The organism is Micromonospora coerulea (genome assembly GCF_016598485.1).
GTDB lineage: Bacteria > Actinomycetota > Actinomycetes > Mycobacteriales > Micromonosporaceae > Micromonospora > Micromonospora coerulea.
Window position 1 is genome coordinate 196,145 of the sequence record NZ_JAEMUW010000010.1, and the last position, 24,690, is coordinate 220,834.

General features: G+C 67.1%; 27 protein-coding genes and 1 pseudogene. 16 read left to right on the forward strand and 12 right to left on the reverse strand.

The annotated features are described in order from the left end of the window. Window positions 1–21: 21 nt before the first annotated feature. From I8N68_RS15470 to I8N68_RS15480, 3 genes are all read right to left on the reverse strand, one after another. Window positions 22–465: an OsmC family protein gene (locus tag I8N68_RS15470; RefSeq protein ID WP_200210670.1), complete on the reverse strand. Its 444-nt coding sequence runs from the start codon at window positions 463–465 to the stop codon at window positions 22–24. Continuing rightward, window positions 462–782, reverse strand: coding sequence for a hypothetical protein (locus I8N68_RS15475; protein ID WP_200210671.1), 321 nt, complete (start codon window positions 780–782; stop codon window positions 462–464). The genes I8N68_RS15470 and I8N68_RS15475 overlap by 4 nt, the downstream gene beginning before the upstream one ends. A gap of 176 nt (window positions 783–958) precedes the next feature. Further along, window positions 959–2,170: a permease-like cell division protein FtsX gene (locus I8N68_RS15480; protein ID WP_200210672.1), complete on the reverse strand. Its 1,212-nt coding sequence runs from the start codon at window positions 2,168–2,170 to the stop codon at window positions 959–961. A 33-nt stretch (window positions 2,171–2,203) separates the two neighbouring features. On the opposite strand from I8N68_RS15480, the gene I8N68_RS15485 reads away from it, so the two are divergent. Further along, the gene (locus tag I8N68_RS15485) at window positions 2,204–2,374 is read left to right on the forward strand and encodes a hypothetical protein (protein ID WP_200210673.1); all 171 of its coding nucleotides are present in this window, start codon (window positions 2,204–2,206) and stop codon (window positions 2,372–2,374) included. 749 nt (window positions 2,375–3,123) lie between these two features. Continuing rightward, on the forward strand, window positions 3,124–4,284 hold the full coding sequence (locus tag I8N68_RS15490; RefSeq protein WP_307812837.1) for a PP2C family protein-serine/threonine phosphatase: 1,161 nt from the start codon (window positions 3,124–3,126) through the stop codon (window positions 4,282–4,284). Between the two features lie 120 nt (window positions 4,285–4,404). Here the strand turns inward: I8N68_RS15490 and I8N68_RS15495 are convergent, their stop codons facing one another. Further along, entirely contained in the window at window positions 4,405–5,670 is a 1,266-nt protein-coding gene (locus I8N68_RS15495) for a L,D-transpeptidase (RefSeq protein ID WP_200210710.1), read from the reverse strand. Between the two features lie 470 nt (window positions 5,671–6,140). On the opposite strand from I8N68_RS15495, the gene I8N68_RS15500 reads away from it, so the two are divergent. Continuing rightward, window positions 6,141–7,346: a D-alanyl-D-alanine carboxypeptidase family protein gene (locus tag I8N68_RS15500; RefSeq protein WP_200210675.1), complete on the forward strand. Its 1,206-nt coding sequence runs from the start codon at window positions 6,141–6,143 to the stop codon at window positions 7,344–7,346. A gap of 137 nt (window positions 7,347–7,483) precedes the next feature. Here the strand turns inward: I8N68_RS15500 and I8N68_RS15505 are convergent, their stop codons facing one another. From I8N68_RS15505 to I8N68_RS15520, 4 genes are all read right to left on the reverse strand, one after another. After that, window positions 7,484–8,167: a dihydrofolate reductase family protein gene (locus tag I8N68_RS15505; protein WP_200210676.1), complete on the reverse strand. Its 684-nt coding sequence runs from the start codon at window positions 8,165–8,167 to the stop codon at window positions 7,484–7,486. Between the two features lie 562 nt (window positions 8,168–8,729). Next, window positions 8,730–9,080 carry a DoxX family protein gene (locus I8N68_RS15510; protein ID WP_200210677.1) on the reverse strand — a complete coding sequence of 117 codons (351 nt, stop codon included), beginning with the start codon at window positions 9,078–9,080 and terminating at the stop codon, window positions 8,730–8,732. A 241-nt stretch (window positions 9,081–9,321) separates the two neighbouring features. Next, window positions 9,322–9,894, reverse strand: coding sequence for a hypothetical protein (locus I8N68_RS32830; RefSeq protein WP_234039751.1), 573 nt, complete (start codon window positions 9,892–9,894; stop codon window positions 9,322–9,324). A gap of 293 nt (window positions 9,895–10,187) precedes the next feature. Next, window positions 10,188–11,129, reverse strand: a complete 942-nt coding sequence (locus I8N68_RS15520; protein WP_200210678.1) for a hypothetical protein — start codon at window positions 11,127–11,129, stop codon at window positions 10,188–10,190. A 178-nt stretch (window positions 11,130–11,307) separates the two neighbouring features. Between I8N68_RS15520 and I8N68_RS33905 the strand changes: the two genes are divergently transcribed. Continuing rightward, entirely contained in the window at window positions 11,308–11,820 is a 513-nt protein-coding gene (locus I8N68_RS33905) for a ribonuclease FAU-1 family protein (RefSeq protein WP_200210679.1), read from the forward strand. Window positions 11,821–12,209: 389 nt separating this feature from the next. Beyond that, window positions 12,210–13,004, forward strand: a complete 795-nt coding sequence (locus I8N68_RS15530; RefSeq protein WP_200210680.1) for an alpha/beta hydrolase — start codon at window positions 12,210–12,212, stop codon at window positions 13,002–13,004. A 244-nt stretch (window positions 13,005–13,248) separates the two neighbouring features. On the opposite strand, the gene I8N68_RS34220 is transcribed toward I8N68_RS15530, so the two are convergent. Then, window positions 13,249–14,004, reverse strand: coding sequence for a helix-turn-helix domain-containing protein (locus tag I8N68_RS34220; protein ID WP_200210681.1), 756 nt, complete (start codon window positions 14,002–14,004; stop codon window positions 13,249–13,251). 238 nt (window positions 14,005–14,242) lie between these two features. On the opposite strand from I8N68_RS34220, the gene I8N68_RS15540 reads away from it, so the two are divergent. The 6 genes and pseudogenes from I8N68_RS15540 to I8N68_RS15565 form a co-directional block, all read left to right on the forward strand. Further along, window positions 14,243–14,908 (forward strand): DUF4097 family beta strand repeat-containing protein, encoded by a 666-nt coding sequence (locus I8N68_RS15540; RefSeq protein WP_200210682.1) that lies wholly within the window; start codon window positions 14,243–14,245, stop codon window positions 14,906–14,908. Window positions 14,909–14,919: 11 nt separating this feature from the next. After that, window positions 14,920–15,756, forward strand: coding sequence for an alpha/beta fold hydrolase (locus tag I8N68_RS15545; protein WP_200210683.1), 837 nt, complete (start codon window positions 14,920–14,922; stop codon window positions 15,754–15,756). Between the two features lie 331 nt (window positions 15,757–16,087). Then, the gene (locus I8N68_RS15550; protein ID WP_200210684.1) at window positions 16,088–16,336 is read left to right on the forward strand and encodes a hypothetical protein; all 249 of its coding nucleotides are present in this window, start codon (window positions 16,088–16,090) and stop codon (window positions 16,334–16,336) included. 58 nt (window positions 16,337–16,394) lie between these two features. Then, complete coding sequence (locus I8N68_RS15555; RefSeq protein ID WP_200210685.1) at window positions 16,395–16,745, forward strand: hypothetical protein; 351 nt, start codon at window positions 16,395–16,397, stop codon at window positions 16,743–16,745. A gap of 371 nt (window positions 16,746–17,116) precedes the next feature. Continuing rightward, a complete protein-coding gene (locus I8N68_RS15560; protein WP_200210686.1) occupies window positions 17,117–17,440 on the forward strand; it encodes a YciI family protein in 324 nt (107 codons plus the stop codon). Window positions 17,441–17,442: 2 nt separating this feature from the next. Next, window positions 17,443–17,991 (forward strand): annotated as a pseudogene (locus I8N68_RS15565) (sigma-70 family RNA polymerase sigma factor); the annotation flags it as partial. A gap of 55 nt (window positions 17,992–18,046) precedes the next feature. On the opposite strand, the gene I8N68_RS15570 reads toward I8N68_RS15565, so the two are convergent. After that, window positions 18,047–19,024 carry a GlxA family transcriptional regulator gene (locus I8N68_RS15570; RefSeq protein ID WP_200210687.1) on the reverse strand — a complete coding sequence of 326 codons (978 nt, stop codon included), beginning with the start codon at window positions 19,022–19,024 and terminating at the stop codon, window positions 18,047–18,049. A 29-nt stretch (window positions 19,025–19,053) separates the two neighbouring features. Here I8N68_RS15570 and I8N68_RS15575 point away from each other — a divergent pair, with 29 nt between their 5' ends. From I8N68_RS15575 to I8N68_RS15585, 3 genes are all read left to right on the forward strand, one after another. Beyond that, window positions 19,054–19,308, forward strand: coding sequence for a hypothetical protein (locus tag I8N68_RS15575; RefSeq protein WP_200210688.1), 255 nt, complete (start codon window positions 19,054–19,056; stop codon window positions 19,306–19,308). A 248-nt stretch (window positions 19,309–19,556) separates the two neighbouring features. After that, complete coding sequence (locus tag I8N68_RS15580; RefSeq protein ID WP_200210689.1) at window positions 19,557–20,195, forward strand: HD domain-containing protein; 639 nt, start codon at window positions 19,557–19,559, stop codon at window positions 20,193–20,195. A gap of 33 nt (window positions 20,196–20,228) precedes the next feature. Continuing rightward, window positions 20,229–21,515 carry an NADP-dependent oxidoreductase gene (locus I8N68_RS15585; protein WP_307812839.1) on the forward strand — a complete coding sequence of 429 codons (1,287 nt, stop codon included), beginning with the start codon at window positions 20,229–20,231 and terminating at the stop codon, window positions 21,513–21,515. 156 nt (window positions 21,516–21,671) lie between these two features. On the opposite strand, the gene I8N68_RS15590 is transcribed toward I8N68_RS15585, so the two are convergent. Then, window positions 21,672–21,827, reverse strand: a complete 156-nt coding sequence (locus I8N68_RS15590) for a nucleotidyl transferase family protein (RefSeq protein WP_200210691.1) — start codon at window positions 21,825–21,827, stop codon at window positions 21,672–21,674. A gap of 650 nt (window positions 21,828–22,477) precedes the next feature. Between I8N68_RS15590 and I8N68_RS15595 the strand changes: the two genes are divergently transcribed. Further along, the gene (locus tag I8N68_RS15595) at window positions 22,478–22,678 is read left to right on the forward strand and encodes a hypothetical protein (RefSeq protein WP_200210693.1); all 201 of its coding nucleotides are present in this window, start codon (window positions 22,478–22,480) and stop codon (window positions 22,676–22,678) included. Between the two features lie 302 nt (window positions 22,679–22,980). Continuing rightward, window positions 22,981–23,607, forward strand: a complete 627-nt coding sequence (locus I8N68_RS15600; protein WP_200210694.1) for a hypothetical protein — start codon at window positions 22,981–22,983, stop codon at window positions 23,605–23,607. A 550-nt stretch (window positions 23,608–24,157) separates the two neighbouring features. On the opposite strand, the gene I8N68_RS15605 is transcribed toward I8N68_RS15600, so the two are convergent. Beyond that, window positions 24,158–24,586, reverse strand: a complete 429-nt coding sequence (locus I8N68_RS15605) for a hypothetical protein (RefSeq protein WP_200210695.1) — start codon at window positions 24,584–24,586, stop codon at window positions 24,158–24,160. Between the last annotated feature and the right edge of the window lie 104 nt (window positions 24,587–24,690).

The following is a 24,690-nucleotide window of genomic DNA, read 5'->3' on the forward strand; positions in this document are numbered from 1 at the left end:
GGGGTGACGCCGCCGGAGACCTCAGTCCCCGGTGGAACCGGCAGCCTCGACGATCGAGACGGGGGTGCCAAGTTCGACGGTACGGGAGACGGTGCAGAGCCGTTCGTGCGACTGCTGCAGCGACCGGGGCAGCGCCTCGCGCGCCTTGTCGCCGTCCGCGCCCACCGGGAACGTCACGGTGAACTCGACCCTGAGGTTCTGCATCCGGTTTCCTCCGGCCTCGTCCCGGATCTTGTCGCCGGTGACTTCGACGGAGAACTGGGTCGGCTCGGCGCGGCGGCTGGTGATGTGGTCCACGTCTATCGCAGTGCAGCCGCCGATGGCAGCCAGAAGCAGTTCCACCGGCGTGAAGCTGCCGTCCTCACCCGTGCCAATCGACATCGATCCGCCGCGGACATTCCGCACGACGTACTTCCCCACGCTGGTGCGCTCGATCTCCACCGAGCGGAAGGTGTCTTCACTCATGACAGGGAAACTACCCAGGCCTTCTGGTCCCCGAGCCACCGGCCTGGCCGGCCGATCGGCCCATCCTCAACCGTCGAGACCGCCACATCAGGACAGCGTCGACCAGAAGCCACGCCGGCGAGCGCGAATCCCGCACGCGCGCCTTCCGCCTGCGCGACCTGAGCGAGTGGGATCGCGGGCGCGCTGCACTCGTTGGTGAACAACACCGTGTGGATGGCAGGCAACTGCGGTAGGTCAACCTCGTGTTGTCGCCGGTTGACCACTTCGAGTTCCCCGGTGCACTGGCCGGCTCTTGCGGCGGCGTCGAAGAAGACCACTGCTTCCTCGGGCGAGAGCGGCTGGTCAACGTCTTCAATGTTGCCACGTCGACCGGCTGTGGCAGGGTTCTGTGGCCAGCCGGGGAGCTTTCCTGGCAGCGCGGGTGGGGCCGACCGTGCATCGGGCGGGTGCACGAGCGACCGCATGACCGGGGCCAGCACAGCCGCAGACGTCGTTAGTCGTAGTAGAAGTCGGCGGCCTCCCCGGCCCCCGCCGGTGCCTTGATCTTCAGGGGCTTCCCGTGATCGCTCATCGTGGTGGTCATCGTCAGCTTCGGGCCCGTGCTGGGGGTGAGCTCCACCCTGATCGAGGTGACCCAGCCCTGGTCGTCGGTCGTGATCGTGAACGGCGACAGGGGCATGCCGATCGAGACGACACTCGGCGCTCCCACGGGGAGGAACGACTTGATGTCTTTACCGTCCGGGTCGAAGCGGCCGGTGTACGAGTGCGGGCCGGTCCGCTGCACCGAGGCGATCGACGAGGTGAACTTCTTCAGGCCGGTCGGGTCGACCCAATCGAAGCGCAGGAAGGGGTCGTCCCGCTTCACCCGCTTCAGGTCGACGTGCACCCAGTCCTTCTCGTCGGCCGGTCGCACGTAGCTGTCCGCGCCGATCACGATCCGACTCCCCGCTGAGGGGTACTTCCCCCCGGTGACCGCGATCGTCGCCTGGAAACGGCGCGCCTTCGGGTCGAAGGCGCCGCTGCCCTTGACGCGCTGACCCTCGGGCAGGTCGCCCCGCACCGTGTATCGGTGGGCGACGCGCTGCGACCGCTGCAACGCCTCGGCGAGCTCCTCCCGAGCGAGGGTGGCCGTCGGTGACGGTGTAGCGGCGCTCGCGCTCGCGCGGACCCCCGTTTCGGCGCCACAGCCCACGGCCGCGCCGGGTTTCCCCTTGGTTGGCCGTTGGATCACCTGGATCTCGTCGACTCCGGGCAGTCGGCGGATCGGCACCAGCCGCGCGCAGTCGAACTCCCGGCCCTTGGTGGTGAGCCGGAACGACTCGGGCATCGCATCAGCTGACGCTTGCGCGATCATGTCCGGGCTGTCCTTGAACATCTCCTTGAAGTGCTGCCACGCCTGCTCGCGGCTCTCGAACCTGATGCTCTCCACCGGCTCCAGGGCGTCCAGCGCCGACTCGATCGCCGCCTTCTGCTCGGCGGTAACGTCCTTGTTCAGGAACACATTGACGGCGTACTGGTGTTGATCGCCCCGACCGATGACCAAGACGACCGTGGTCGCGGCGAGCGCTCCGACGAGCATCGCCACCGCAGCGACGACCAGGAGCAGGCGCCACCGCGGGCGTGGGGTGGGCGGCTCGGTGCCGGCAGCCGGGGTACCAATGGGTGGTTGCTCATCCAGAGACGGCTGGGGGATCGGCTCCGACACGGCGCACAGTAAACCAGCCAGAGCGATCCCGCGTTGTCCCTGGAAGCCCTCATCGCCGCGGTCGTTGCGCTGGTCTGGATCACCGCCAGCCGGCCAGTGGTGTGGGCGTTGCGTCCGCTGGTCAGCCCTCCGGTCGGCTGGCTGCTCAGGGACGTCGTCCCAGCGAAGAAACATCAGTCCACGGTGGTGACCAGCCAGAGCTGAGCTGAGCCCGATTCCTCCCCCGATCCGGCTGGCAGGTGGTCGAGCACCCAGTCGACGGCCCCGTCGGCGACGTGCATCGTCGGCCGATCCACGGCCAGGCAGGCGTGCGGTGCTGGTGGTGACTGGTGGGCGCGCCAGGTTTCGAACCTGGGACCCCTCGCTTGCAAGATCTGGGCAGCCTTCCCGCCGCGTCCATCCCCCGACTGGCCCGTGCCCGTCCGACCCCGTCACTAGCCCTTGATCGTGCGCCGTGGTCCGCCATCGTCGCTACAGCCACTGCTACAGCCTGCGTCGGCCGGACCAGCGGATAAAGAGGCACGGCCGAAGTCTCTGCCATATGCCTGCAAGCTCAGCATTGTCGTCCGCCTGAACTCCGCTCAAGTGGTCGCTGATTGCACCGGTTGCTGTCGGGGTTGCTGTCGCGGCGGAGCAACGCCGCCTTGGCTACTCGCATGCCTACTCGCTCCTCAAGTCGCCAACCAGAGGCAAGGCTGCTCGGCCATTGCTGGTCGCTCACAGCGACGGCCGGCGGATCCTCATGCATGATTCACAGATGGATGACGAGCTGCACCTTGCCTGACCCCGCAGAGCAGCCAAAATCGGAGCAACCGCCCACCTGGGCCGATTCCGCCGGCTGGACGTACCCTGACGGACACGTGACCAGCAACAACGGGCGACACAGCTACGATCCTTACGTGGTTGCGGCCAGCGGTGTTACGGACGCAGAGCGGTTACGCCGGATCGAGGCCGTGACCGACGCGACGCTGTCCCGGCTCGATGTCGCCGACCTCTTTGACGAGCTGCTCGACCGGGTCCGCGAACTGCTGCGCGTCGACACCGCCGCCATCCTGCTGCTCGACGTGCACGCCCGACAACTCGTGGCCACCGCCGCCAGGGGGCTGGAAGAGGAGGTCCGGCGAGCCTTCCGGCTCTCAATTGGCCGGGGCTTCGCCGGCCGGATCGCCCTGACCCGCCGGCCGGTGATCATCGAGCACGTCAGCGCCCATCAAGTGGTCAACCCGGTCCTGTTGCAGGCCGGGGTCAAGTCCCTGCTCGGTGTACCGGTCTTCGCACGCGGTGAACTCATCGGCGTCCTGCACGTCGGGACCCTCACACCGCGCCGGTTTACCCCGGACGACGTCCGGCTGCTCGAACTGGTCGCCGACCGGGTCGGCGTGGCCAGCCAGGCCCGGGCTCACAGCCTGGACCAGACCGCCGCCCTAGCCCTGCAACGGAGTCTGCTTCCCACCGAGTTGCCCAAGGTGCCGAATCTGGAACTGGCCGCCCGATACGTTCCCGGTCACGTCTCAGGCGTCGGCGGCGACTGGTACGACGTCTTCACCCTCCCATCCGGGTGGCTGGGAGTTGTCATCGGTGACGTGTCGGGTCACGGGTTGCAGTCGGCGGTGGTGATGGGACGGATCCGAAGTGCGCTGCGCGCATACGCCCTGGTCTCGGACGACCCGGCGGAGGCGCTGACCCTCCTCGACCGGAAGGTCAATCACTTCGAGACCGGCAGCCTCAGCACCGCGTTGTACGCGATGATCTCCCCGGACGGCGCGACCGTCCACGTCTCCCTGGCCGGGCACCTGCGCCCCGTGCTGGTTGTGCCCGCGCAGCCCGCCGTCCTGCTCCCCGCGCAGGTCGACCTCCCGCTCGGTACTGGCTACCGGACGGCGCAGCGGCGCAGTACAGCGGTGGACTTCCCGCCCGGCGCGGTCCTGGTCTGCTACACCGACGGGCTCGTCGAACGCCGTGGCGAATTGATCGACGCCGGCATCGCCCGTCTGACGTCCGCCGTTCCGCTCGCACCTGCCGACACGGTCTGCGCCGCCGTCATGGCGACCCTCGACGCCGAGCACCCGAACGACGACATCGCCCTGCTGGCCATTCGTCGAACCGACCCCTAGGCGATTTTCGGCTGCGATGGCACTGACCGGCCAGGCGTTGCCCGTCGTGCCCGCCTCGCTCAGCAGTTCACCAACTGAGCGTGTACAGGCCGCGGCATCGTCGTGCGAAGGCGTCCCCGATCAGCCGCCGCTGTTGGAGCGGGCGGGGGCGGGCGCCGAGCCGCCGGCCACCATGCCCGGATGCGGCGTGGCACTGACCGTGGGCTTCAGCCCAGCCGGTACGGGTAGCGCGCTGCCCTTGACGAACTCGTTCCAGCCGACGTTCCAGGCGGTCCAGCCGTTGCCCGCGTCCAGCGTCACCTCGGTGCCCTTGACCGTCACCAGGTCACCGACCTGCGTGATCCCCATCAGCCAGTCGGCGTTGGTGTTGGAGACGTTGGTGCAGCCGTGCGAGACATTGATGTTGCCCTGGTCCCCCTCCGACCACGGCGCGGCATGGATGAACTCGCCGCCATCGGTGAGCCGCTGGGCGTCCTCGACGTCCACGACGTAGCCGCCCATCGGATCGCCCCGGGTGTCAAACGTCGCGTACTGGTGCTTCTCCATGATCACCATACTGCCGCTGGAGGTCGGCGTGCTCGACTTGCCGAGGCTCACCGGAATCTTCCGCAGCAGCTTGCCGTCCTGGTAGACCGACATCTTCTTGGTGGCGTTGTCGATGTCGAGTGAGACCTGCCGGCCGATTTTCGACGTCGCCGAACGGTCCACGTCGCCGATGGCGTTCTTGCCGATCGGCAGCCCGTCCAAGCCGGCCCGTACGCTGATCTTCGTGCCCGGCTTCCAGAAGTCGGGCGCGCGGTAGTAGACCTGCCTACCGTCGTCCAGCCACGACCAGGTGCCCGGCTGCGGCGGATCCGTCTTCACGAGCAACCGCCGCTGCACGTCCGCCCTGGCCTCTTTCGGAATTCCCGGGTCGAACGTGACCACTACCGGCATCGCCGTCCCGTACGTCTGATCCGCAGTGAAATTCAAGCGGCTGGCGATTGTCGACTTGGTCGACTTGGCCATTGTCGTGAACGTTGTTTTATGCGTGGTCGTCCGCCCGCGATCACCGGTCGCGGTCACCTCCGCCGTGTACGTCCGCGAATTCTGCAACGGACGCGTCGGCACCCAACTCGACCCGTCCTCCCGCGGCTCGGCCGGCACCTGGGCGCCCTTGTCGTCGGTCAACCGCACAGCAGTGATCTTCCCACCCTTGACGGCGGTCCCCACCTCGGCGCTGATCGGGACGTCCCGCGACCGGTCGCCAGGCGTCACCCTCAGTTGCGGCGGTGACGCGTTCACCTGTCGGGCACCCGGCAACCGGTCGGCCGTGCACCCGGCGAGGACCAACGGTGCGGCTGCGATGGTCACTGACAGCAACTTCACTCGCTGCCTCAGATCCATATTGATCCCCCCGTTCATGGCTCGCTCCGCCCCACATTCTCTCGGCGATTGGGAGATACGTGCGCGAGTTCTCCTGATTCATCGCAACGGGCTTACGGGAAACATTTCCGATGTTTACCCGGATGGCACGATCAGGTGGGGGATTTCTGTTCGCGACCGTTTCCGGCAGAAAGTGCGACGCACTGGCCGCCCGTCCCGTCCTGACCGCGGCCCGCGCCCGGCGTTCCGCTTTCGGCAACCGTCACCCCTTCGGTCACACGTAATCCCGGGAATCCCAATGGAGCCTGACTAGGCCGTTGTGTGCTGGTTCGTCACGAACACACCGATCGCGTATGTCCACTATCCCCCCAGAGCATTGCAGAACAGCACAAGGTGATAGAAAAGGCGTAGACCGCCCCAAAGACCGAAATCCTCGCCGCCTTTCTGCAACGGGTCTGTGCCTGCCTTGTCAGCAGTTACGGTGCTTTAACATGACCGTCGTTCGGATTGCTGCCGTGGTGCTCAGCGCCTTACTGACCACGCCCGCCGTGGCAGTCGGGTCCTCGACGTTGGCGGCGTCCCCGCCGTACGTGCCCTGCCCGGCCGTGAAGCCGCCAGTCCCCCCGCCCGCCGCACCGTCGCCGCCACCGGTCGGTGCCGCCGACTTGGCCGTCGGCGGCGAGACGCTGGCGACGGCGGGGCTGGCCATTCCCGCGGGTGCGTCGATGGCGCCGTCGGTGACCGCCACCTCGTGGGTCGTGGCCGACCTCGACAGTGGCGCGGTGCTGGGTGGATGCGGCCCGCACGAACACCGCACGCCAGCCAGCGTGCAGAAGATGCTGCTGGCCGCGGCCCTGATGCCTCACCTCGACCCTGCACAGGTGGTCGAGGTGACCCGGGCGGATCTGCAGGATCTCGATCCGGCCAGTTCACTGATGGGGGTGGTCGAGGGCGGCCGTTACTCGGTCGAGAGCCTGTGGCTGGGGCTTCTCCTCAAATCGGGAAACGACGCGGCCAACGTGCTGGCCCGCGCCGGCGGCGGCACCGCCGGGCCGCAGGGCGGCGTGCAGGCGATGAACGACGAGGCACACCGGCTGGGCGCAAACCAGACCCACGCGGCCACACCGTCCGGCCTGGACGGTCCCGGTCAGTACACCAGCGCGTACGACCTGGCGCTGATCGCACGCGCCACCTACGCCCGCGCGGACTTCCGGCGATACATCGCCACCCGAGTGGCGGAGATACCGGCAGGGCCGGGAACGCCGGGCTTCTCCGTCACCCACGACAACACGCTGCTGGACCACTACCCGGGGACGCTCGGCGGGAAGACGGGCTTCACCGACCTGGCGCGACAGACATACGTGGGGGTGGCCGAACGTAACGGCCGGCGGCTCGCCGTGACCCTGCTCGGCGCGGAGACGGCGCCGCTGGGCAGCCTGGGCGAGGCGGCGGCCCTGCTGGACTGGGGCTTCGCTCTCCCGACCGACGCGTCGGTCGGCCGCCTGGTCACCCCCGATGAGAAGAAGCACGATCGTCCCGTTGCCGAGGTCAGGGGCGAGCGCGAGGGTCAGGCTGGGGCAGGACCATCGTTCTCGTGGGCGGCCATCCTCGGCCTCGGCGCCGCCGTCGTACTGGCCGTCCTCCTCCTGGCGGCTCCCTGGCGACAAAGGGCCGCGCGCCGGGCAGCCAACCCGTAGGAAGCCGCGATCCACGCCCGGCGGGTCAGGCGGGCAACGCCCTTAGATCCACAGTCCCCACCGCATCTAGGGCGTTTCCCGTAGATCTCCGAATTCCGTTTGCTGTAGATCATGCATATGGAAGGTCGTCCGAGTCGTCATGACTTGTCCGATGAGGAGCGCGAGTCGCTGGAGCCCCTGCTTCCCTCCATGACGCCGCGGTCTTCGCGCCGCATGTCCCCGGCGCCGGGGGTCCCCGCACCGAGGCCGTAACGCAGGAGCACGGCGCCTTTGGGCGAGGTGACGGGCGGCTCAAGGAGCATCAGGTTGGCAGGCACCGCACCGCCGTCGAACACCTTCTTGCCGATGCCGAGCACGACGGGGAAGATCCACAGGTCGAGCCGGTCGAAGAGGCGCTCGTGCAGGAGGGTCTGTACCAGGTTCAGGCTTCCGATCACGTGGACGTGCTCGTGCTTGTCACGCACCTCACGCACGGCGCTCACCAGGTCGGGTCCCAGCTGCGTCGAGCCCGCCCAGTCCAGATCCGGGTTGCCTCGAGAGGCGACGTACTTCGGGACGCTGTTGAACAGCGTGGCGATCCCACCGTCGACGCCGTCGACCTGGTTCGGCCAGAACGCGGCGAAGATGTCGTAGGTCTTGCGGCCCAGGAGCAGGGCGTCCATGCCCTGCATGCCGGCCGTGACGTACTGGCCGACCGTCTCGTCGAACAAGGGCGCCTGCCATCCCCCGAACGGAAAGCCGTCGGGGTCCTCCTCGGGATCACCCGGCGCCTGGCCAACCAGGTCGAGCGTCGCGAACAGGTCGATGTGGATCGTGCCCATGGTGTCCTCCTCCTTGTGTTCCGGCTTGTGTTCCGACACAAACTTGGACCGGCGTCCGGACGCGAACTCATCGCACGATCGCCGAAAACCCGACCAGGCCGCGGCGGTCCGCGAGCTGCACGGCCGCCTGACCGGGTTGTGGCTTGATGTCGCGCTGCGTCTGAACGCCGACGTCGGCCGAGTCCTCTACGAATCGTCGAGTGATCAGATATGGGATCGGGCCTCCACGACGCCCTACACCCGGCCGGTGGTTGGCCGGCTGAACTCGGCTGGTGGACCTACCTCGGCCCTGAGCGCCGTCTGCCTGCCCGAGGTCGCCACCCCCGCGCCCACTCCCCAACGGCGCCTTGCTGGTCACCCGCCCTCGACGACCCGGTCGCCGTCGACCCGCTCTGCTACGAGAACATCCGCAGCCGCTGGCTCCCGCCGGCATGAGCTCGCCGGGGCAGCTCCCTCTCATATGCCTTCGGCGGCCCACCGCGCGCATGGCGGCAGATGCGGATGCGGCGCTCCCTGCGGCATCGGCCTGAGCCGGCCGGTTTTTGGCAACTGTCTGCACGGATCAGCGTTGGTAGCCCAGGTTCACGGCCAACGCGGCCACTGCGATTGAGAAGAACACGGCCCATCCAACGAGCTGGCGGGAACCCACTCGCAGGTGCGCGATGAGCGCGCCGAGGAAGTACAGCACGAGGCCAGCAGCGGCGAGGGTGCCCAGCAGCGGCACGGCGAACCCGGTCAGGAGCCCCAACGAGCCTGCCGCCAGCAACACGCCCAACACCGGTACCCACGACCGTGGTATGCGCTTCATGTCCGCCTGGGCCTTCGGATACTCGTGACCGGTCAGGTAGGTGACGGCGGCGATGCCGATGAAGACCGAGGCGATGATGGTGACCGTGATATAAGCGGCGAACACAAGCCCTCCCTGACGTCATTTGCATCAAGGACGAGCTGGTGCAGCGGGATGTGACAGGAGGGTGAAGTGGGTCACGTCCCCGCCAAAGCAAGACCAGACCCATGGTCCTCGGCAGCCCCGGACGCTGTGCCCGTGGCTGCCAGCGCGCAGCCACGTGACGCACGGATCGCGGCCAGAAGCGGATGCCGACACGTGTCGATGTCAGCACTGCGCAAGCCGAAACCGGCCCGTGGACGATCCGCTAACCCTCCGGCAAGTCCCATGGTGCAGTGATCGTGAAGCTGCGGTCGATCGCCCTCACCAAGGCGGTCCCTTTCCGGCCCAGGTCGGCCCGTTCAGCCCATCCGTCCAAGGCGTCCAGGAAACCGACGAGGTCACGCTGCGCGTCCATCAGCAGCTGCGGCAGCGCATGATGCGGGAGGTCGACATGAAGCCCGGTCCAGCGGCCGCGATGACGGTCCGGGCCGCCGTCCTGCCACACCCGCAGGTCCTCACCAACCGCCTCGATCTGAGGGCCCGGGTCGTGACCCAGCCACGGCGAGCTGCCAGCAAGTGCCTGCGCCCAGTCCCGCCAGTCCTCCAATCCGGCGCAACAGCCCGGCACCACGGCCCTTCCGGTGCTGGGGTCACCCACCCGCAGGCCACCGGCGATGATTTGTAGTTCCTCGGCGAGCAGGGCGTCCACGACATCAGCGCGGCCGCCAGGAGGCAGCACCTCGATCCGAGCAGCCAGAGCGGCCACGAACAGCCCGAGCTCCTCATCGGTGCAATCGGCGTTGAGGGGCAGCCATGACCAAGGTGCGATCTGGGCCACCGGCCACGGCGGCGCCGGGTCGTTGTCCAGCGCGGGGACTTCGACGACGCTTGCATCGTGATCACGGCGCTATTGAACTCGATGCCACCCACGCAAACATCTGGATATCTCGCTCATCCACATCCGGTCGGCGCGACACGTGCCGACTCCATGAGTTGAGTGACTACACCGACGCACTGATCTCGGCCCGGTCGTGCACTCGAAGGCGCCGTACCTACCGGTGCCCGTACACGATCGGTGACGGACCGGCCGAAGTCGGCGCGCATGCAGAGGCGACGTTCATGTCGGCGCTCTCAGGCTGCGGGGTGGAAGTCGTCGAGGCTCGCGCGGTACCACGAGCCATTGATCAGGGCGTGCAGCTCTGGACCGCGGCAAGTCCAGCGCGCGTTTCGTATCTCCATACCGTCGGGCAGAACCAGGCGGGATTGTCCGCCGGCCACCTGTACACCCTGGGCATCGATGCGTAAAGGCGTGACGAGGTCGTAGTCAGCTCCATAGCCTCCGATCAGCGCCGCTCGCTCGCCGTCGACGAGCACTGCCACGGCTCCGCCCTTCGGCGCCTTGCCGTGGTCAACGCCGTGCGTACCGCGCACGCTGACGAGGTGATGGGCGTTGTACACAAGCGCGTAGGCGGTTTCCTCATGGACGTTCAGTGCTTCGCAATCGTCAATGCGAGGCAGGTTGGCGTTGAACGGGTAGCACCATCGGGGCTGCAGGTCGGAGTCGAAGCAAACCAGACCGTGCCCGCCGATGCCTCGGCCAGATGCCGCAGCCTCGTCGAAGTAGCCGACCCAGATGTCGCCGCTCGATGTGGCCAGGACATGCTCGACGGCATCGCCGAGGTGCCCGCTGCGTACCCAGCCGCCGGCGCCGTCCCATACCTCCGCACTCTCGGCCGTACCCCTGGTGCGGGCGTCAATGAGCAAGACTCGGCCGTCCGGGAGAGGCTGGATGAAGTCGGCCCGACGCGCTCCGCCCAGGATTACTGCGTCGTGGTCTTCAGCGCCGACTCCATGGCGGGTCAGCAGGCGCACATTGGCAGCGTGGTGATCCCACAGCGCGACTGCCTGACCATCGGCCCCGATACCAACCGCACGCGGCTCGCGATGCCAGCAATGGTCGGTCGATGGTGGGCTTAGGTACGCATGGTGGCGCAACGCGATCATGGGCAAGCCGACCACCACCCGGCGTCGACTCAATTGCTCAAGGTGCCGCTGGCGTTGTCGCTCGTTCACGCTCCCATGATCTCTCACCGTCAACCGGCCGAACGCTCCTGACCGCATCCGCTCCTCGGCAGATCAGGATGCCGAGCGGTAACGGCCGCCGTCACGCTCCGCCACGCGCGGATCGCGGCCCAGATGCGGACGAACCACGCCGGGTCGCGGCGTACTCCGTTTGCCGTAGCGTGCTGCCGTGGACGAGGTTCAGAACAGCCGGAGCATACGTCTTTCCAAGATCAAACGCCCGGGAGGCACCTTCTGGTTCGATCTCGAGCAGGTCCTCCAGGACCGTGACGGGACGTGGCTGCGAGGCCCGGCCGGCTCACCATGGGGTGCCCCGCATGACAGTGGCACTCTTCCGATACCCGTCGTGGTGCTGCTCTCGGTGGGCCGCCCCTGGGTGGCGTGGTGGGTCGGCGATCCTACTGATCGGCGGCTTGAGATCGACGTGTGCCTCCCGCCGGAGGGTACCGAAGCAGGCTGGCGGTATATCGATCTCGAACTGGACCCAGTGCTCCACGAGCGGGATTCGCGTGTCGAGATCGAGGACTGGGACGAGTACGAACAGGCGTGCCGCGACGGCTGGATGAGCGCGGATGACGCCAAGCTCGCACAGGCCACGGCTGAAAATCGGGCCGGGGCACTCCGGCGCCGGGACGAGCCCTGGCAGAAGCGCGGATGGCAGTTGCTCTCTCAACAGACGTGAGGACTCGGAATGCCCTGCGCTCATCGGCATTACAGCGCGACCAGCGGCAGGCGAGTTGGTGTGCCAGCATGCTGCAGTCCTCGCCCGAGAGCTGTCGTGGCGGGTTCGGTTCCGTGATGGGGCAGGGCTGGATGTGCCAGATCGATTTTCATCGGAGGGCTCGTTGGTCCCGTTGTGCACGGCAGGTGGGTTGGATGTGGATCATGCGCGAACGGGGTGACCGGACAGGTCTGGGAGCGGCTGACCTGGCTCTTGAGCGGTGGGTTACTGAGGTGCGTAAAGCGCCTGGCCCGTCGAACAGGTCGTTGGGGGCACGGGGACTTCGAGAGGCATCGCAACGTCGTGCAGCGTCGCGTCCACGGGGGCCGGAGCTTGCGCAGGTGCGGGACTTGACCCTACCCGGGCCGGAGGAGCTGTCGGTCCGGCTGTACCGTCCGACGCTTGAACCGCGGCCGTTGGTGGTTTACCTGCATGGCGGCGGTTTCGTCACGGGCGACCTGGATTCTCACGACCGCACATGCCGCCGTCTCGCGCAGGTGGTCAATGTTGCCGTTCTGGCGGTGCACTACCGGCGGGCGCCGGAGCATCCTGCGCCGGCTGCGGTCGAGGATGTCGTCCGCATCGTGGGGTGGGCTGCCGAGCATCTGCAGGATCTCGGCGGCGACAGCGAGATGAGGATAGCCCTGGCGGGGGACAGCGCGGGTGCGGCTCTTGCGGTGCTGGCTGCGGTTCGGCTCCGTGATGGAGGCGGGCCGCCCGTATCGGCACTGCTTCTGGTGTGCCCGAACGCGGACATGACCTTGTCCATGCCCAGCGTGCAGGAAGAGGGCCACGGGTGGGGCCTCGACGCCGAGGACCTTGCCTGGTTCGTAGAGCAGTGGGTCCCCAACCCGCGGCAGCGAGCCGATCCGGCCGTGAGCCCGCTGTACGCCCCGCTACACGGGCTGCCGCCGACCGTACTCGCCACTGCCGAGCACGATCCGTTGCGCGATGAGGGTGATGCCCTGGCAGCCCGCATGGCGCAGGCAGGGATCTACGTCCGGCACCTTCGTCACACGGGGCTTGTACACGGCTTCCTGAGCCTCGATCACGTGTCGCCCGCTGCAGCAGTAGCGGGTGACAACCTGTTTCGTGAGTTCGGGGCCCTGATCTGGCAGCGTCGCGAGGGTCAACCGGGGGTGTGAGTGTCCCCTTCACGGCGGCGAATATGGGGCCGTCCATCCCTCGGCCGAGGCGATCGCCGAGGTCACCAGCCTGCTCGGGCCCGGCGGCGGTAGGCGGTGAAAGGCGCGCGGGCCGCTTGCGGTCAGGTCGGGCGGGGACTCCAGCAACTCCGCCGTGCGGCGCAGCGCGGCCGTGGCGGAGCCCTGTGTTTCCCCGAGAACGCAGCCGGCTTCGCCTCATGGCTGTGACGGTCGAGACGAGCTTCTATCCGTGGTCTGGACTTGGTTGGGCAGTGCCGTTTGAGATTGTTTCGGGTTTGGTGTGGAGAACTTCACGGGCCTGTTCGGCGGCGCGGGTGATGCTTTCGCTGATGAAGTCGAGGAAGCGGGCGATGTTCTCCAGGCGGGTGGCGGCGGGGGTGTGGGGGCCGAGGATGGCGACGCCTTGGCGTGCGGTTTCGACAAGTTGGTCGTTGGACCGGGCGCTGGCGATCGTCGCCTGGTAGAAGAGTTCGTCGTCGACGACGTAGCGGTCGCGGCGGCGTTCGTCGCGTTCTCGGCGGACGAGGCTCTGGCTCTCCAGGAAGGCGATCGCTTTGGAGATGGATGCCGGGCTGACCTGGAGGCGCTGGGCGAGCTGGGACGCGGTGAGGCTGCCCGCGTCGGTGGTGAACAGGCAGGTCAGCACCCGGGCCGTCATCTTGGGCAGGCCCGAAGCCATGAGGACGGTGGTGAGCATCTCCTCGTACTCGGCCACGGCCTCGGCGTCGCGTCCGTGTGGCTGGGGGACTGACTCCGACCCTCGGGGGGAGGCGGGCCTGCGCCGGTGAGCGCGGCGTTCGGTGGCGCGGTGGGCCAGGTCGGCGCGGTAGGCGGTGGGGCCGCCGTTGCGCATCACCTCACGCGTGATCGTCGAGGTCGGACGGTCGAGGCGTCGGGCGATCTCGGCGTAGGGGAGGCTGTCGGCCAGCCCCAGCGCAATCTGCTGGCGTTCCTGCTGGGTGAGCCTGCCTCCCGGCATCGCGATCTCCTTGGTGATCCTTCATGGCGGTCCGTGATCCCCCCACTATAGCGTTCACTTCTCATCCATTGCAATGATCAGGCCGGTGGTCGTTGCATTACTCCCAAGACCATTGCATCAGTTTCCTGGCCTTCACCTGGGAAGATAAAGATTCCGTGCAACAGATGTGTTGCCGGGTTTTGGAAAGCAACGTAGCGTTTCCGGTGTCAGAAACAACCAGTGAGCACGGGAGAGCACGATGCAGAAGTTCGACACCCCCGCCCCGATCTCCGCCGTCCTGGACATCCCCGCCGGACGCATCCAGTTCATCGCCGCCGACCGCGCCGACACCACCGTCGAGGTCCTGCCCGCCAACCTCTCCAAGAGCCGCGACGTCCAGACCGCCGAGCAGACCACCGTCGCCTACGCCGACGGCGTCCTGCGGATCCACACCCCCGAGCCCAAGAACCAGCTCTTCGGCTCCTCCGGATCCCTGGAGGTCACCGTCCAGCTGCCCGCCGGCTCCCGCATCGAGGCCAAGGCCGCCAGCTCCGAGCTCCGCGGCGTCGGCCGCCTTGGCGACGTCGCCTTCGAAGGCGCGTACCGCCAGATCAAGATCGACGAGGCCGCGAGCGTCCGCCTCACTGCGATCGACGGCGACGTCGAGGTCGGCCGGCTTAACGGCCCCGCCGAGATCAGCACCGCAAGGGGCGACATCCGGATCACCGAGGCCGTGCGCGGCACGGTCGTGCTCAGCACCCAGTCCGGCGACATTTCGATCGCCGCCGCCGCCGGCGTCTCGGCCGCCCTGGACGCCGGCACCGGCTACGGCCGCATCAGCAACGCCCTCAAGAACGATGGCACCGCCGAACTCGACATCCGCGCCACCACCTCCCACGGCGACATCACCGCCCGCAGCCTCTAAAGGAGCAGAACATGACGGAGAACAACTCTTCCCCGACCAATTCGAAGTGGACCGGCATGGTGCCGGTTGACGATACGGCCCTGGCCGTCACCGACACCGGCGGTTCCGGTATCCCTGTGGTCTACCTCAATGGCCAGTTCGCCACTCAGGGATACTGGCGGCGGGTCATCGCCGAACTGGGGACGGGGTGGCGGCACATCACCTACGACGAGCGGGCTCGCGGCAAATCGAAGCGCTCGGCGGACTATTCCTTCGAGGCCGCCGTCCGGGATGTCGATGCCGTTCTCGCGGCCAGGGGTGTGGACCGGGCGCTGCTGGTGGGCTGGTCCTACGGGGCGTTCGTCGGGGCGCACTGGGCCAGCCGGAATCCGGACCGTACCTTGGGCGCGGTCCTGGTTGACGGCGCGTTCCCGTACGACTGGCTCGACGAGGCCATGGAGCAGCGGATCCGGAAGCTGTTCCGGCGGATGAGCTGGTTCCTGCCGCTGCTGCGCCCGACGGGCCTGGCTCCGCGGATGACCGCCGAACAGCAGGCGAACAGCAACATCGAGCTCGGCAGGCTCTCCCGCGAGCGCGAGCTGGGCCCCGTGCTGGACAACATCACCGTCCCGGTGCGGTATGTGGTCGCTTCCGGGACGTCCTTCGGAAGCCGCGGTGATGAGCAGGAACGGATACGCACCAGCCTCGATGCGGTGACCGCCCGCAACCCGAACATCCAGATCGGCGCGAAGGTGGCCAGCAACCACGGTGCGATCCTCAAAAAGGACTTCCCGGCCATCGCCGAGGCCGTACGCGAGGTCGCCGCCCTCGACCGCGATGGGGCACTGAAGACACGACCAGCGGACTGACGCAACTACACTTCCTCGCCACCATCGTCCAGCTCGACCGCGTCCGGGTCGCGCAAGGGCCGCAGGCCTTCGCGCGGGACGGACGCGGTGGCGTTGTGCGGCCGCGCACGGGGCAGGCGTTCGCCGAGTACGGCCGGATCGCCAGGCTGCCACGGCTGGTCACTCGTCGCCAACGTTTGACAGTGTCTCGTGCCCCCTGTGTGCCCCAGACAGCCATACGCCGACCGAGGATGATCGACCTGGCAGGATCAGCCCGGTGATGAGTTCCGCAAGGTTGCTGCGCTGCGAGGCGATCGCATGGGTCGACGAAGACTGTCCGGGGTGGGTCCGTGTGCGACTGGTCGACGCCTACGGACGAGTGTGGTTCTTCGTTGACAAGGTCCCGATCTTCTTCGTGGATGACGACACCCTTCCCGGCGCTTCTCTGCCCCGGCAGGCGTTCGTGAGGTGCTACGTCGTCGGTCAGCAGGAGGACCAGATCCTTCTCGTCAGCACTGATCCGGACCACGGGGAAGCTGAGGACGGAACTACCCAGTTCCGGGTTCGACCGGACCAGCTACAGCCAGCGAGCGCGACTTGATGAACGTGAACTGTCAGCGTGGGAACCCGCCGACAAGCTCGCCGGCACCGAGACCCGGATGACCGACGTCCTCGACGAGCTCAAGCTGACCGAACTGGTCACCTCCATCCCCGGCCTATCGGCCGTCGGCGCCGCGGCGATCCTCGCCCCAGGGCCGGCCCGCGCTGCGGCTGGCCGCCTGGCGGGCGGTCTGGGGCGCGCCCAGCGCGGCAACGCCGTTTACGCGGCCCGCTACCACCATCTGACGACGCGGGAGACCAACAAGCTCACCGCAACCCAAGCCCAGACCGTGATCGCCGCGGCCATCCTGCGCCAGTTGCACGCCGTGATCACCACCGGCCAGGCCTGGGATCCCCACATCGCAACTCACGGTGCCAACGGCCGCCGGCAGCTAGCTCTGGCCGCCTGACTCTGCGTTACGGCGTTCGAGCTGACGGTCGGGGCGAGCCCTGCGCGGCATTGAGACACAACGTGATCTCGACGCTCATCATGGGCAGCCCCGGCCCGTCGTCTCATCAACCCGATTACACGTTGCTGGGGACCAACCCCATCACCGCTATGCAGGGACAGACGACGGCCGAGGCACCGACCAAAAGCTTGAACAAAACGACTTACGCTGATGAGCGGACGTTCCAAAGGGCGCCTCGGACCAGCGAGGCTGGCACCAGAAAGTTCTTGAAAACAGCCCGGGAGGCGTTGTCGGATCGGGGCAGAGGTGTTCGTAGTAGGGGTGAGCGGCCGCCCGCGAGGGGCACCCCGAACCACAGGAGATGATCCGAGATGCAATACCTGTTTTCCGTGATCTTTGACAAGCCTGGCCTCGCCACCCCGGACGAGATGGCTGCGATCGACGTGTTCAACGACCAGCTTGTGGCCGAGGGCCACTGGGTCTTCGCCGGCGGCCTCGCCGCGCCCAGCACGGCCACCGTCATCGACAACCGAGGCGAGCAGGCGATGATCACTGACGGGCCCTTCCTGGAGTCGAAGGAGTACCTGGCCGGCTTCTGGATCATCGAGGCCCCCGACCTCGACGTAGCCCTCAAGCTCGGCACCGAGGGGTCCAAGGCCTGCAATCGGAAGGTCGAGGTGCGGCCGTTTCTGTGAGCGTGGTCGACGTCCGGGAGGCGATCATCCGCGCCCATCACGAGGTGGGCGCGGGTGGTCGCTGCCCTGACCAGGCGCTCCGCTGACCTCGCTATCGCCGAGGAGGCGGCGGCCGAGGCGTTCGCGACCGCCGTCGAGCGGTGGCCGACCGACGGCGTACCCCCAACCCCGGCGCCTGGCTGACCACCACCGCCAACCGCAAGGCCATCGACCGGATCCGGCGCGAGAACAAGCGCGACGACAAGCAGAAGGAGGCACAGGTGTTGTACGACGACGACCCGCCCGAGCCTCTCGGCGCCATCGACGACGAGCGGCTCCGGCTGATCTTCACCCGCTGTCACCCGGCGCTCGCGATGCATTCCCGCGTGGCGCTCACGCTGCGCATGGTCGGCGGTCTGACCGTGGCCGAGAGCGCCCGTGCCTTCCTGGTGCAGGCGACCACCATGGAGCAGCGGATCACCCGCGCGAAGGCCAAGATCAAGGCGGCTAACATCCCTTGTCAGGTGCCGTCCGCACAGGATCTCCCGGCACGCGTCTCCGGCGTACTCGCGCCTAGACCTGCCACTACCAGCGAAGACACCAGCTCCCTCAACTGCAACTGGAGTACTAACCCGCGTTGGCGCGGCGGGCCGTGCTGAACCGGCGTTGGTAGGCGGCGGGGCTGATCGACAGCTTCCTGGCGAAAACCCGTCGCATGCTTTCGTAGCTGGGGAACCCGGCGAGGGTCGCGGCCTGCGTCGCGGTGTGTCCTTGGTCGAGCAGCGCCCTGGCCATGTCGAATCGGATGTTTTCCACGTAGCGGGCCGGTGTCGTGGACAGCTCGTCGTGGAAAAGCCGGGTGAGGTGCCGGGTGCTCACGTTGAGGTGTTTCGCGAGTTCACCGAGCGAGTGGTCCCCGCGGGGGTTCGCCGTCACCAAGTCGGTGATCTTACGGAGAGCCGGCGACCGGGGCGGCGGTCCTTGCAGCGGTGCCGAGAACTGGGACTGGCCGCCCGCACGCTGCATGTACACCACCATGGCGCGTGCGACGTCGCGCGCCAGGTCGGGCCCGTGGTCCTCTTCGACGAGAGCGAGCGCCAGATCGATACCGGCCGTCACCCCTGCCGACGTGTACGTGGTGCCATCGCGAACATAGATCGCGTCGGGCTCGACGCGGCACGTCGGATACCGGGCGGCAAGCTCGTGCGCGACCTGCCAGTGTGTGGTCGCGCGCTTGCCGTCGAGGACGCCGGCGGCGGCGAGGACGAACGCCCCGGTGCAGATCGACGCGACCCGGCCGGCCACAGCCGCCGGTATCCGTGCGGCGTCCGCCAGATCGGCGGGGACACGGGCGCCCGGATAGAGGTCGGACCCGGCCACCAGTAACGTGTCGAAAGCCGGCTCCGAGGAGACGGCGCCGTCGACCGCGATCCGGACCCCGAGGTTCGACGTGACGTCCGCACCGGTCGGTGACAGCAGCACGATCCGGTAGTCGGCACCGAACCGGTTCGCCTCCTTGAACACCTCCGCGGGACCGGCGATGTCCAGCAACGTCACTCCGTCGTAGACGAAGATCGCGACGCGATGGGGGCCAGCGTTCCCCACTCCGGTCCCTTCTGAGCCGGATCCACGCGGTGAGCGGCCGGACCTCGGCGGCACTGACCGCCGTCGGGTCGGCGAAACAGGAGGCATGGACACCGCTTATTGGTAGCACGCCATTACCGGAGATGACCGGGTCCTCGTGGTTGCTCACGTTACGACTATTGCAGGTAAACGAACTCTCCGTGATCTTCGGCGATTACGTGCACGGCGGGTTTGTTCAGGAAACGCCGGAGCCGTTGCAAAGGCTGGTCTACGAGATCCTCGTGCCGCAACCGATGCCCGGTTGACTCACGCGACGAACCCGACACCAGGCGTCGCGTGGAACGGGCAGTGGCGAACGACGCGAAGTCGCAGGGCATGCGCTGGACCCGGCTGCGGGACGTGGCGCCGCGCGTGGTGGAGCACACGACTGCGATTTTGCCTGTCCGGATATGAGTGATTCCTGGCCGGACGAAGGCGGCGCCGTACGACGATCGGTGGGCAGCATGGAGTTCGGAAACACGGTCCCCTCACATTTCCCGGAAGGTCAGAGATCATGCCAGAGGTCATCGCAGGGTTGGAGATTCCTGAGACAGCGGCGGTCGCCGAAGCGACCAGGCGCATCCAGGAGACGACCAGCCCCCTCATCTACCACCACTCCCGCCGGGTCTTCTTCTTCAGCCTGATTCACGCTCACAAGCTTGGCGTGAAACCGGACCCGGAGCTGCTCTATCTGGCGGCCATGTTCCACGACACCGGCCTCCTGACTCCCTTTTCCGACGTCGAGCAGCGCTTCGAAGTCGATGGCGCCGACCACGCGCGCAAGTTCCTCCTGGACCAGGGTTTCTCGACGGCCGCCGCCGATACCGTTTGGACGGCGATCGCGCTGCACACCACGCCGGGCATCCCCGACCGGATGGCCCCGGAAATCGCGACCACGTACCTCGGCGTCTTGACCGACGTGCTCGGCTTCGGCCTGGACGGACTGGAACACGATCAGCTGGGCGAGATCCTCGCCGTCCATCCACGAGGGGACTTCAAGAACGAGTTTCTGCGCGCCTACGTCGACGGGCTGAAGAACCGCCCCGAAACCACGAACGGCACCGTGAACTCCGACGTGCTCGAACACTTCATCCCCGGCTTCCAGCGCGTGACGACGGTCGAGCGCATCGTCGGTTCGCCCTGGCCGAGCTGATCGGACACCTCACGAGGCCACACGATGAACGGTGTGAGTCACTTCGACAACGGACGTCGTATCGGACGTCGTGCTTCCTTCGTCCTGCTCGTCTGCGCGAACGTGCTGATGATGGCGACCGCGAGCGCGCCGTCCCCGATCTACCCGCTGTACCGGGAGCGCTGGGGCTTCTCGGTGACGATGCTGACGGTGATCTTCGCCGGGTACGTCGCCGGTCCGCTCGGCGCCTTGCTGACGGTCGGGTCGCTCAGCGATCACCTCGAGGAACGCCCGCACTTGGGGCCCACGGGGCCGGCATCACGCGCGCCACGAGCGGACCCCGTGCTGAACCCCCACAACCAACCCATATCGACGAACTTTCTTGGAAAGGATTCGAGCATGCGAGCGATCACCGTGCGAGACCGTGACGCGGGTGTCAGCGGGCTCACCTTGACCGACATGCCTTACCCCCACGCTGCGGAGAACGACGCCATCGTGCGCGTGTACGCCGCAGGTTTCACCCCCGGAGAGCTCGACTGGCCGGGAACGTGGTCCGATCGCGCCGGTCGCGACCGGACACCCAGCATCCCCGGGCACGAGCTGTCCGGAGTTGTGGTCGAGCTCGGCTACGGAACCACCGGCCTCACCGTGGGCCAGCGGGTGTTCGGACTGACCGACTGGACCCGCAACGGATCCCTGGCCGAATACACCGCGGTGGAGGCTCGCAACCTCGCCCCCCTCGCGGCCGACATCGACCACACCGTGGCCGCCGCGCTGCCCATTTCCGGACTGACCGCATGGCAGGGACTGTTCGACCACGCCCACCTCACGACCGGCCAGACCGTCCTCATTCACGGCGCCGCGGGCGGCGTCGGCTCGATCGCCGTTCAACTCGCGCGGGAGGTGGGCGCCCGCGTAATCGGCACCGGCCGAGCCGACGACCGTGATGTCGCGCTCGGCCTCGGCGCGCAGACCTTCCTAGACCTGGACGCCGACGATTTGCAGCACGTCGGCGAGGTGGACGTGGTGTTCGACGTCATCGGCGGCGACATCCTCGAGCGATCGACCGAACTGGTACGCCCGGGCGGCACCCTCGTCACCATCGCCATGCCACCTACCGTGCGGCCCAAGGACGGGCGAGCCATCTTCTTCGTCGTCGAACCTGATCGCGCCCGGCTGACCGACCTCGCCCAGCGCCTCCGGACCGGACGGCTCAACCCCATCGTCGGCGCCGTGCGACCGCTTTCCGAAACGGCCTCCGCGTTCGCCCGCCACCGCCGCACGCCGGGCAAGACGATCATTCAGGTCGCGGACGAACAAGGAATGCCAACGAGCTTCTGACCTGAAGGTAATCACGGTGAGCGATACTTCGCTGCTGTACTGCTGCCATCAGACGAGGCGCTGGAGGTGGAGCTTCGGGCGCTCGTTCCTCAGATGGCCCTGCTTGTGCTGGGGGGTTCGCCAATGTCCGGCAGTCTACGGCTGCGTGGACGAAAATCACTTCCCCAGCGTGTGCACCGCAGTCGAAGACACCGCGGCCAGTTCGGGCTGCGCAGGCAGAAATACCGTGGGGACACCCAGCGACTGGTTCATCGCGGCGAGCTGGTACTCGGTCCGAAGGTCGGTGGTGTTACGCACGTCGCGGACGATCACTCCTACTTCATGGCGACGGCAGTAGGTGGAGGTCAATCCGCCTTGACGCTCGCCTGAGGCTGCCATGGTTACTCGCTGGTCGGCGACAACGTTTGATGGTGTCTTGTGCCCTTGTATGCCCCACGCGGCCGGGGCGTCTCTCGACGTTGTGGACCAGAATTCGCGAGTCATCTACAGCCGTCCGGTGGATGCCGGCGCCGTCATCGAGTTTGGTCTGGTGGTCTTCGCAGGCCCTAGCTGTCTCTTTTTCCTTGCCGTCCTCACAGCTTGGTGGAAGCAGAAGGACTGAGCCGCGATGCGCTGCGCATGCGAGCCGCCTACGACGTCTCGTTTGTAAGTTCTGGGCGTTTCGTCCGACGGGGTCCGTCGGCGCCGCTGGCCTCGGGCCATCGCCCGGCGTTGGTCCTTTGTGGGGGGCTTTGTCCGCGCCGGTTGCTGTCACCGCCGCTGTCGACGGCAACAGGAGACGCCACGCGTGGCAGACTGGCCGGCAGGCAGCAGGGTCGTCCGCACGGTAATGGGCGGGACCCGGGGTGCGATCTGGGCCGTCAGCCCTGCTGCCCTCACGAATGCTGTCGTGACTGTTTCGTCCCGAAGGAACGATCAAGGTCGCTTGGTCACTCACCCTGTCGAGGCCGAAGGCGCACCTGATGGTTGTGAGCTACGTGGTCGGCAACGACACCAACGATGATGTCACCGATGGCCGGCAGATCCTCTCCGATTGGAAGCTGAGAGATCTCCAACAGGCCCACGGCATCTGGGTGACCCTCGATCTCGACGAAGACTCCGAAGGGCATCTGCGCCAGGACTCGGCCGCCGACGTCGGTGCCGGCAGGGCTGCAACGCACTGATGCCATGAGCGCCGGGCTCGGTCGGCCCGGTCGGCAACGCTAGACCAGTCGCAGTCAGCCACGTCGCCATGATCGCACGGAGGCACTCTCAGCTTGGGAATTGTATGGATCTCGGGCTTCGGCGGCTGCCCGCTGCCACCGCACACAGCACCGTCGGCGTGTGACACCTTCCCGGCACCCCTCTGCGCGCCCTGGTTGACCTTTGCATCGGGCACGAACCGGGCACGCGTCGATAGATCGCTACTGCTTCACTGTTGACCATGAATCGGCGGAGGGCTCGGCAAGCCTGAACGGTCGCCCTGGTGGTCGTCGTGGTGCTGTTCGCCAACGCGAGCTGGCGGTGGTGGCATAACCGGGCTCCGTTCGGTCCGGAGGCGCTGTCGCTACAGTCGTCACTTGAGGTGGTCGGCTTCACCGAGTCACGGGAGGCACTCGGTCAGCCGGTGTACTACGCGCTGTCGATGGAGCCGAAGGTCCAGGTGGTGCTCGGTCGAGTCTCCTGGCATCGCCCGCCCGAACCGCTCGACGGCTCGCTGATCGTCGTCCTCATCGACAAGCGCGCGAACCGCCTGCCCGTAATCATCGAGGCTCGACAGAATCGCCCTGGGCTCCGGGACCGCCCGGAGCCCGTTGTCGTCGGAAGTAGCTGGATACAAAACAAGATCGCGCAGCGCTACCAGTGGTTGAGTGGCATGGCAGACATGAAGACCGGGCAGGACACCTGGCTCAGTGACGGCAGCATCCTGTGGGTGGATGAACAAGAGGGCTCGCCGCTGACCTTCGCGGCCATATTCCCTGCGCCGCAAACGCAATCACGAAAACAGACTGCCGCGCGTGGCGAGCCTGTCGCGATCTCTAACATACTTCTGGCCGCGGTCTGCGTCGGGTCCGACGACCAGATCTACTGGGCGCATCGACTGCAAGGGTGAGCGGGACGACCGTCAGACGTTGAAGCGGAACTTGGAGCCGCGACGCCACGACCAGCGGGGAAGAGCACTTGACGCCTGCTCACAGGCGTTTCCGACTGCCACCGTTGATTGCTGCTTGCCGACGTTTGACAGTGTCTTGTGCCCCGTGTGTGCCCCACGCAGCCGGGACATCACCGGACGTTGTGGACCAGCACTGGCGAGTCGTCTACATTCGACCGGTGGATGTCGGCGCGGTCGTCGAGTTTGGTCTGGTGGTCTTCGTAGGCCATACCTGCCTCTTCCTCCTTGCCGTTCTCACAGCCTGGTGGAAGCAGAAGCACTGAGCCACGGTGCGCTCAGCACCCGAGCCGCCCCTGACCACTCGTGTGTAAGTTCTGAGCGCTTCGTCTGGCGGGGTCCGTCCGCATCCGCGACCTCGGGCTACTGTCCGCGCCCGGCAGTCGGCGACTGTCCTCGTCCCGCTTCGTTGCTGTCGACAGCCACGCCACGTGGTCGGCGGGGGTGCCAGCGTTCCTCGGACCAGCCCTGACCGCACCAGTCGACGGCCTACTTAGCGCCTCGGCGAGTCGCGTTCCAGGCGCTCCAAGTCGCGCTCCCAAACGGCGATCAGCCCTTCGCTGATGGCCTCGTCGGTGACGCCCCTGCGTATCCAACCGATGTCGCGGTCGTCGTAGCGAAGCGCAAACACCAGTCCCAGGTCGCCTGAGATCTCCTCCAGCCACGCCACCAGCCACCGAACCTCAGCGAAGAGCCGCTGCTCCATCGCAGGCGTCACCCACGGTCCCGGCGCTAGAAAAGCGTGCGTGAGTCCGATCTCACGCGTGCCATCCGGGCCGACCTCGTCGAACGCTGCCGTGCTCTCGCCTACCCAGCTCAGCCTGCCGCAAGCGCTCTCGTAGGCCTGCAGGAAACGGCTAACGTCCCTGTCGTCGAGGTGTCCCTCGCTGTAGGCGATCAGCTCAACTATCGGCACGCGCATGATCCGATCCTAGGGACAGACAGGGCCTGCCATCTGGACGACTGCGCCCGACGGCTAGCCAGCACTACCGACTCCTTGACCCCAGGCAACGATCAGGACGCATC

Coding starts and splice junctions, on each gene's coding strand:
- I8N68_RS15470 (WP_200210670.1), bottom strand. CDS start 465: ATGAGTGAAGACACCTTCCGCTCGGTGGAGATCGAGCGCACCAGCGTG.
- I8N68_RS15495 (WP_200210710.1), bottom strand. CDS start 5,670: ATGGATCTGAGGCAGCGAGTGAAGTTGCTGTCAGTGACCATCGCAGCC.
- I8N68_RS15500 (WP_200210675.1), top strand. CDS start 6,141: ATGACCGTCGTTCGGATTGCTGCCGTGGTGCTCAGCGCCTTACTGACC.
- I8N68_RS15505 (WP_200210676.1), bottom strand. CDS start 8,167: ATGGGCACGATCCACATCGACCTGTTCGCGACGCTCGACCTGGTTGGC.
- I8N68_RS34220 (WP_200210681.1), bottom strand. CDS start 14,004: ATGCCGGGAGGCAGGCTCACCCAGCAGGAACGCCAGCAGATTGCGCTG.
- I8N68_RS15540 (WP_200210682.1), top strand. CDS start 14,243: ATGCAGAAGTTCGACACCCCCGCCCCGATCTCCGCCGTCCTGGACATC.
- I8N68_RS15545 (WP_200210683.1), top strand. CDS start 14,920: ATGACGGAGAACAACTCTTCCCCGACCAATTCGAAGTGGACCGGCATG.
- I8N68_RS15555 (WP_200210685.1), top strand. CDS start 16,395: ATGACCGACGTCCTCGACGAGCTCAAGCTGACCGAACTGGTCACCTCC.
- I8N68_RS15560 (WP_200210686.1), top strand. CDS start 17,117: ATGCAATACCTGTTTTCCGTGATCTTTGACAAGCCTGGCCTCGCCACC.
- I8N68_RS15580 (WP_200210689.1), top strand. CDS start 19,557: ATGCCAGAGGTCATCGCAGGGTTGGAGATTCCTGAGACAGCGGCGGTC.
- I8N68_RS15595 (WP_200210693.1), top strand. CDS start 22,478: ATGGTTGTGAGCTACGTGGTCGGCAACGACACCAACGATGATGTCACC.
- I8N68_RS15605 (WP_200210695.1), bottom strand. CDS start 24,586: ATGCGCGTGCCGATAGTTGAGCTGATCGCCTACAGCGAGGGACACCTC.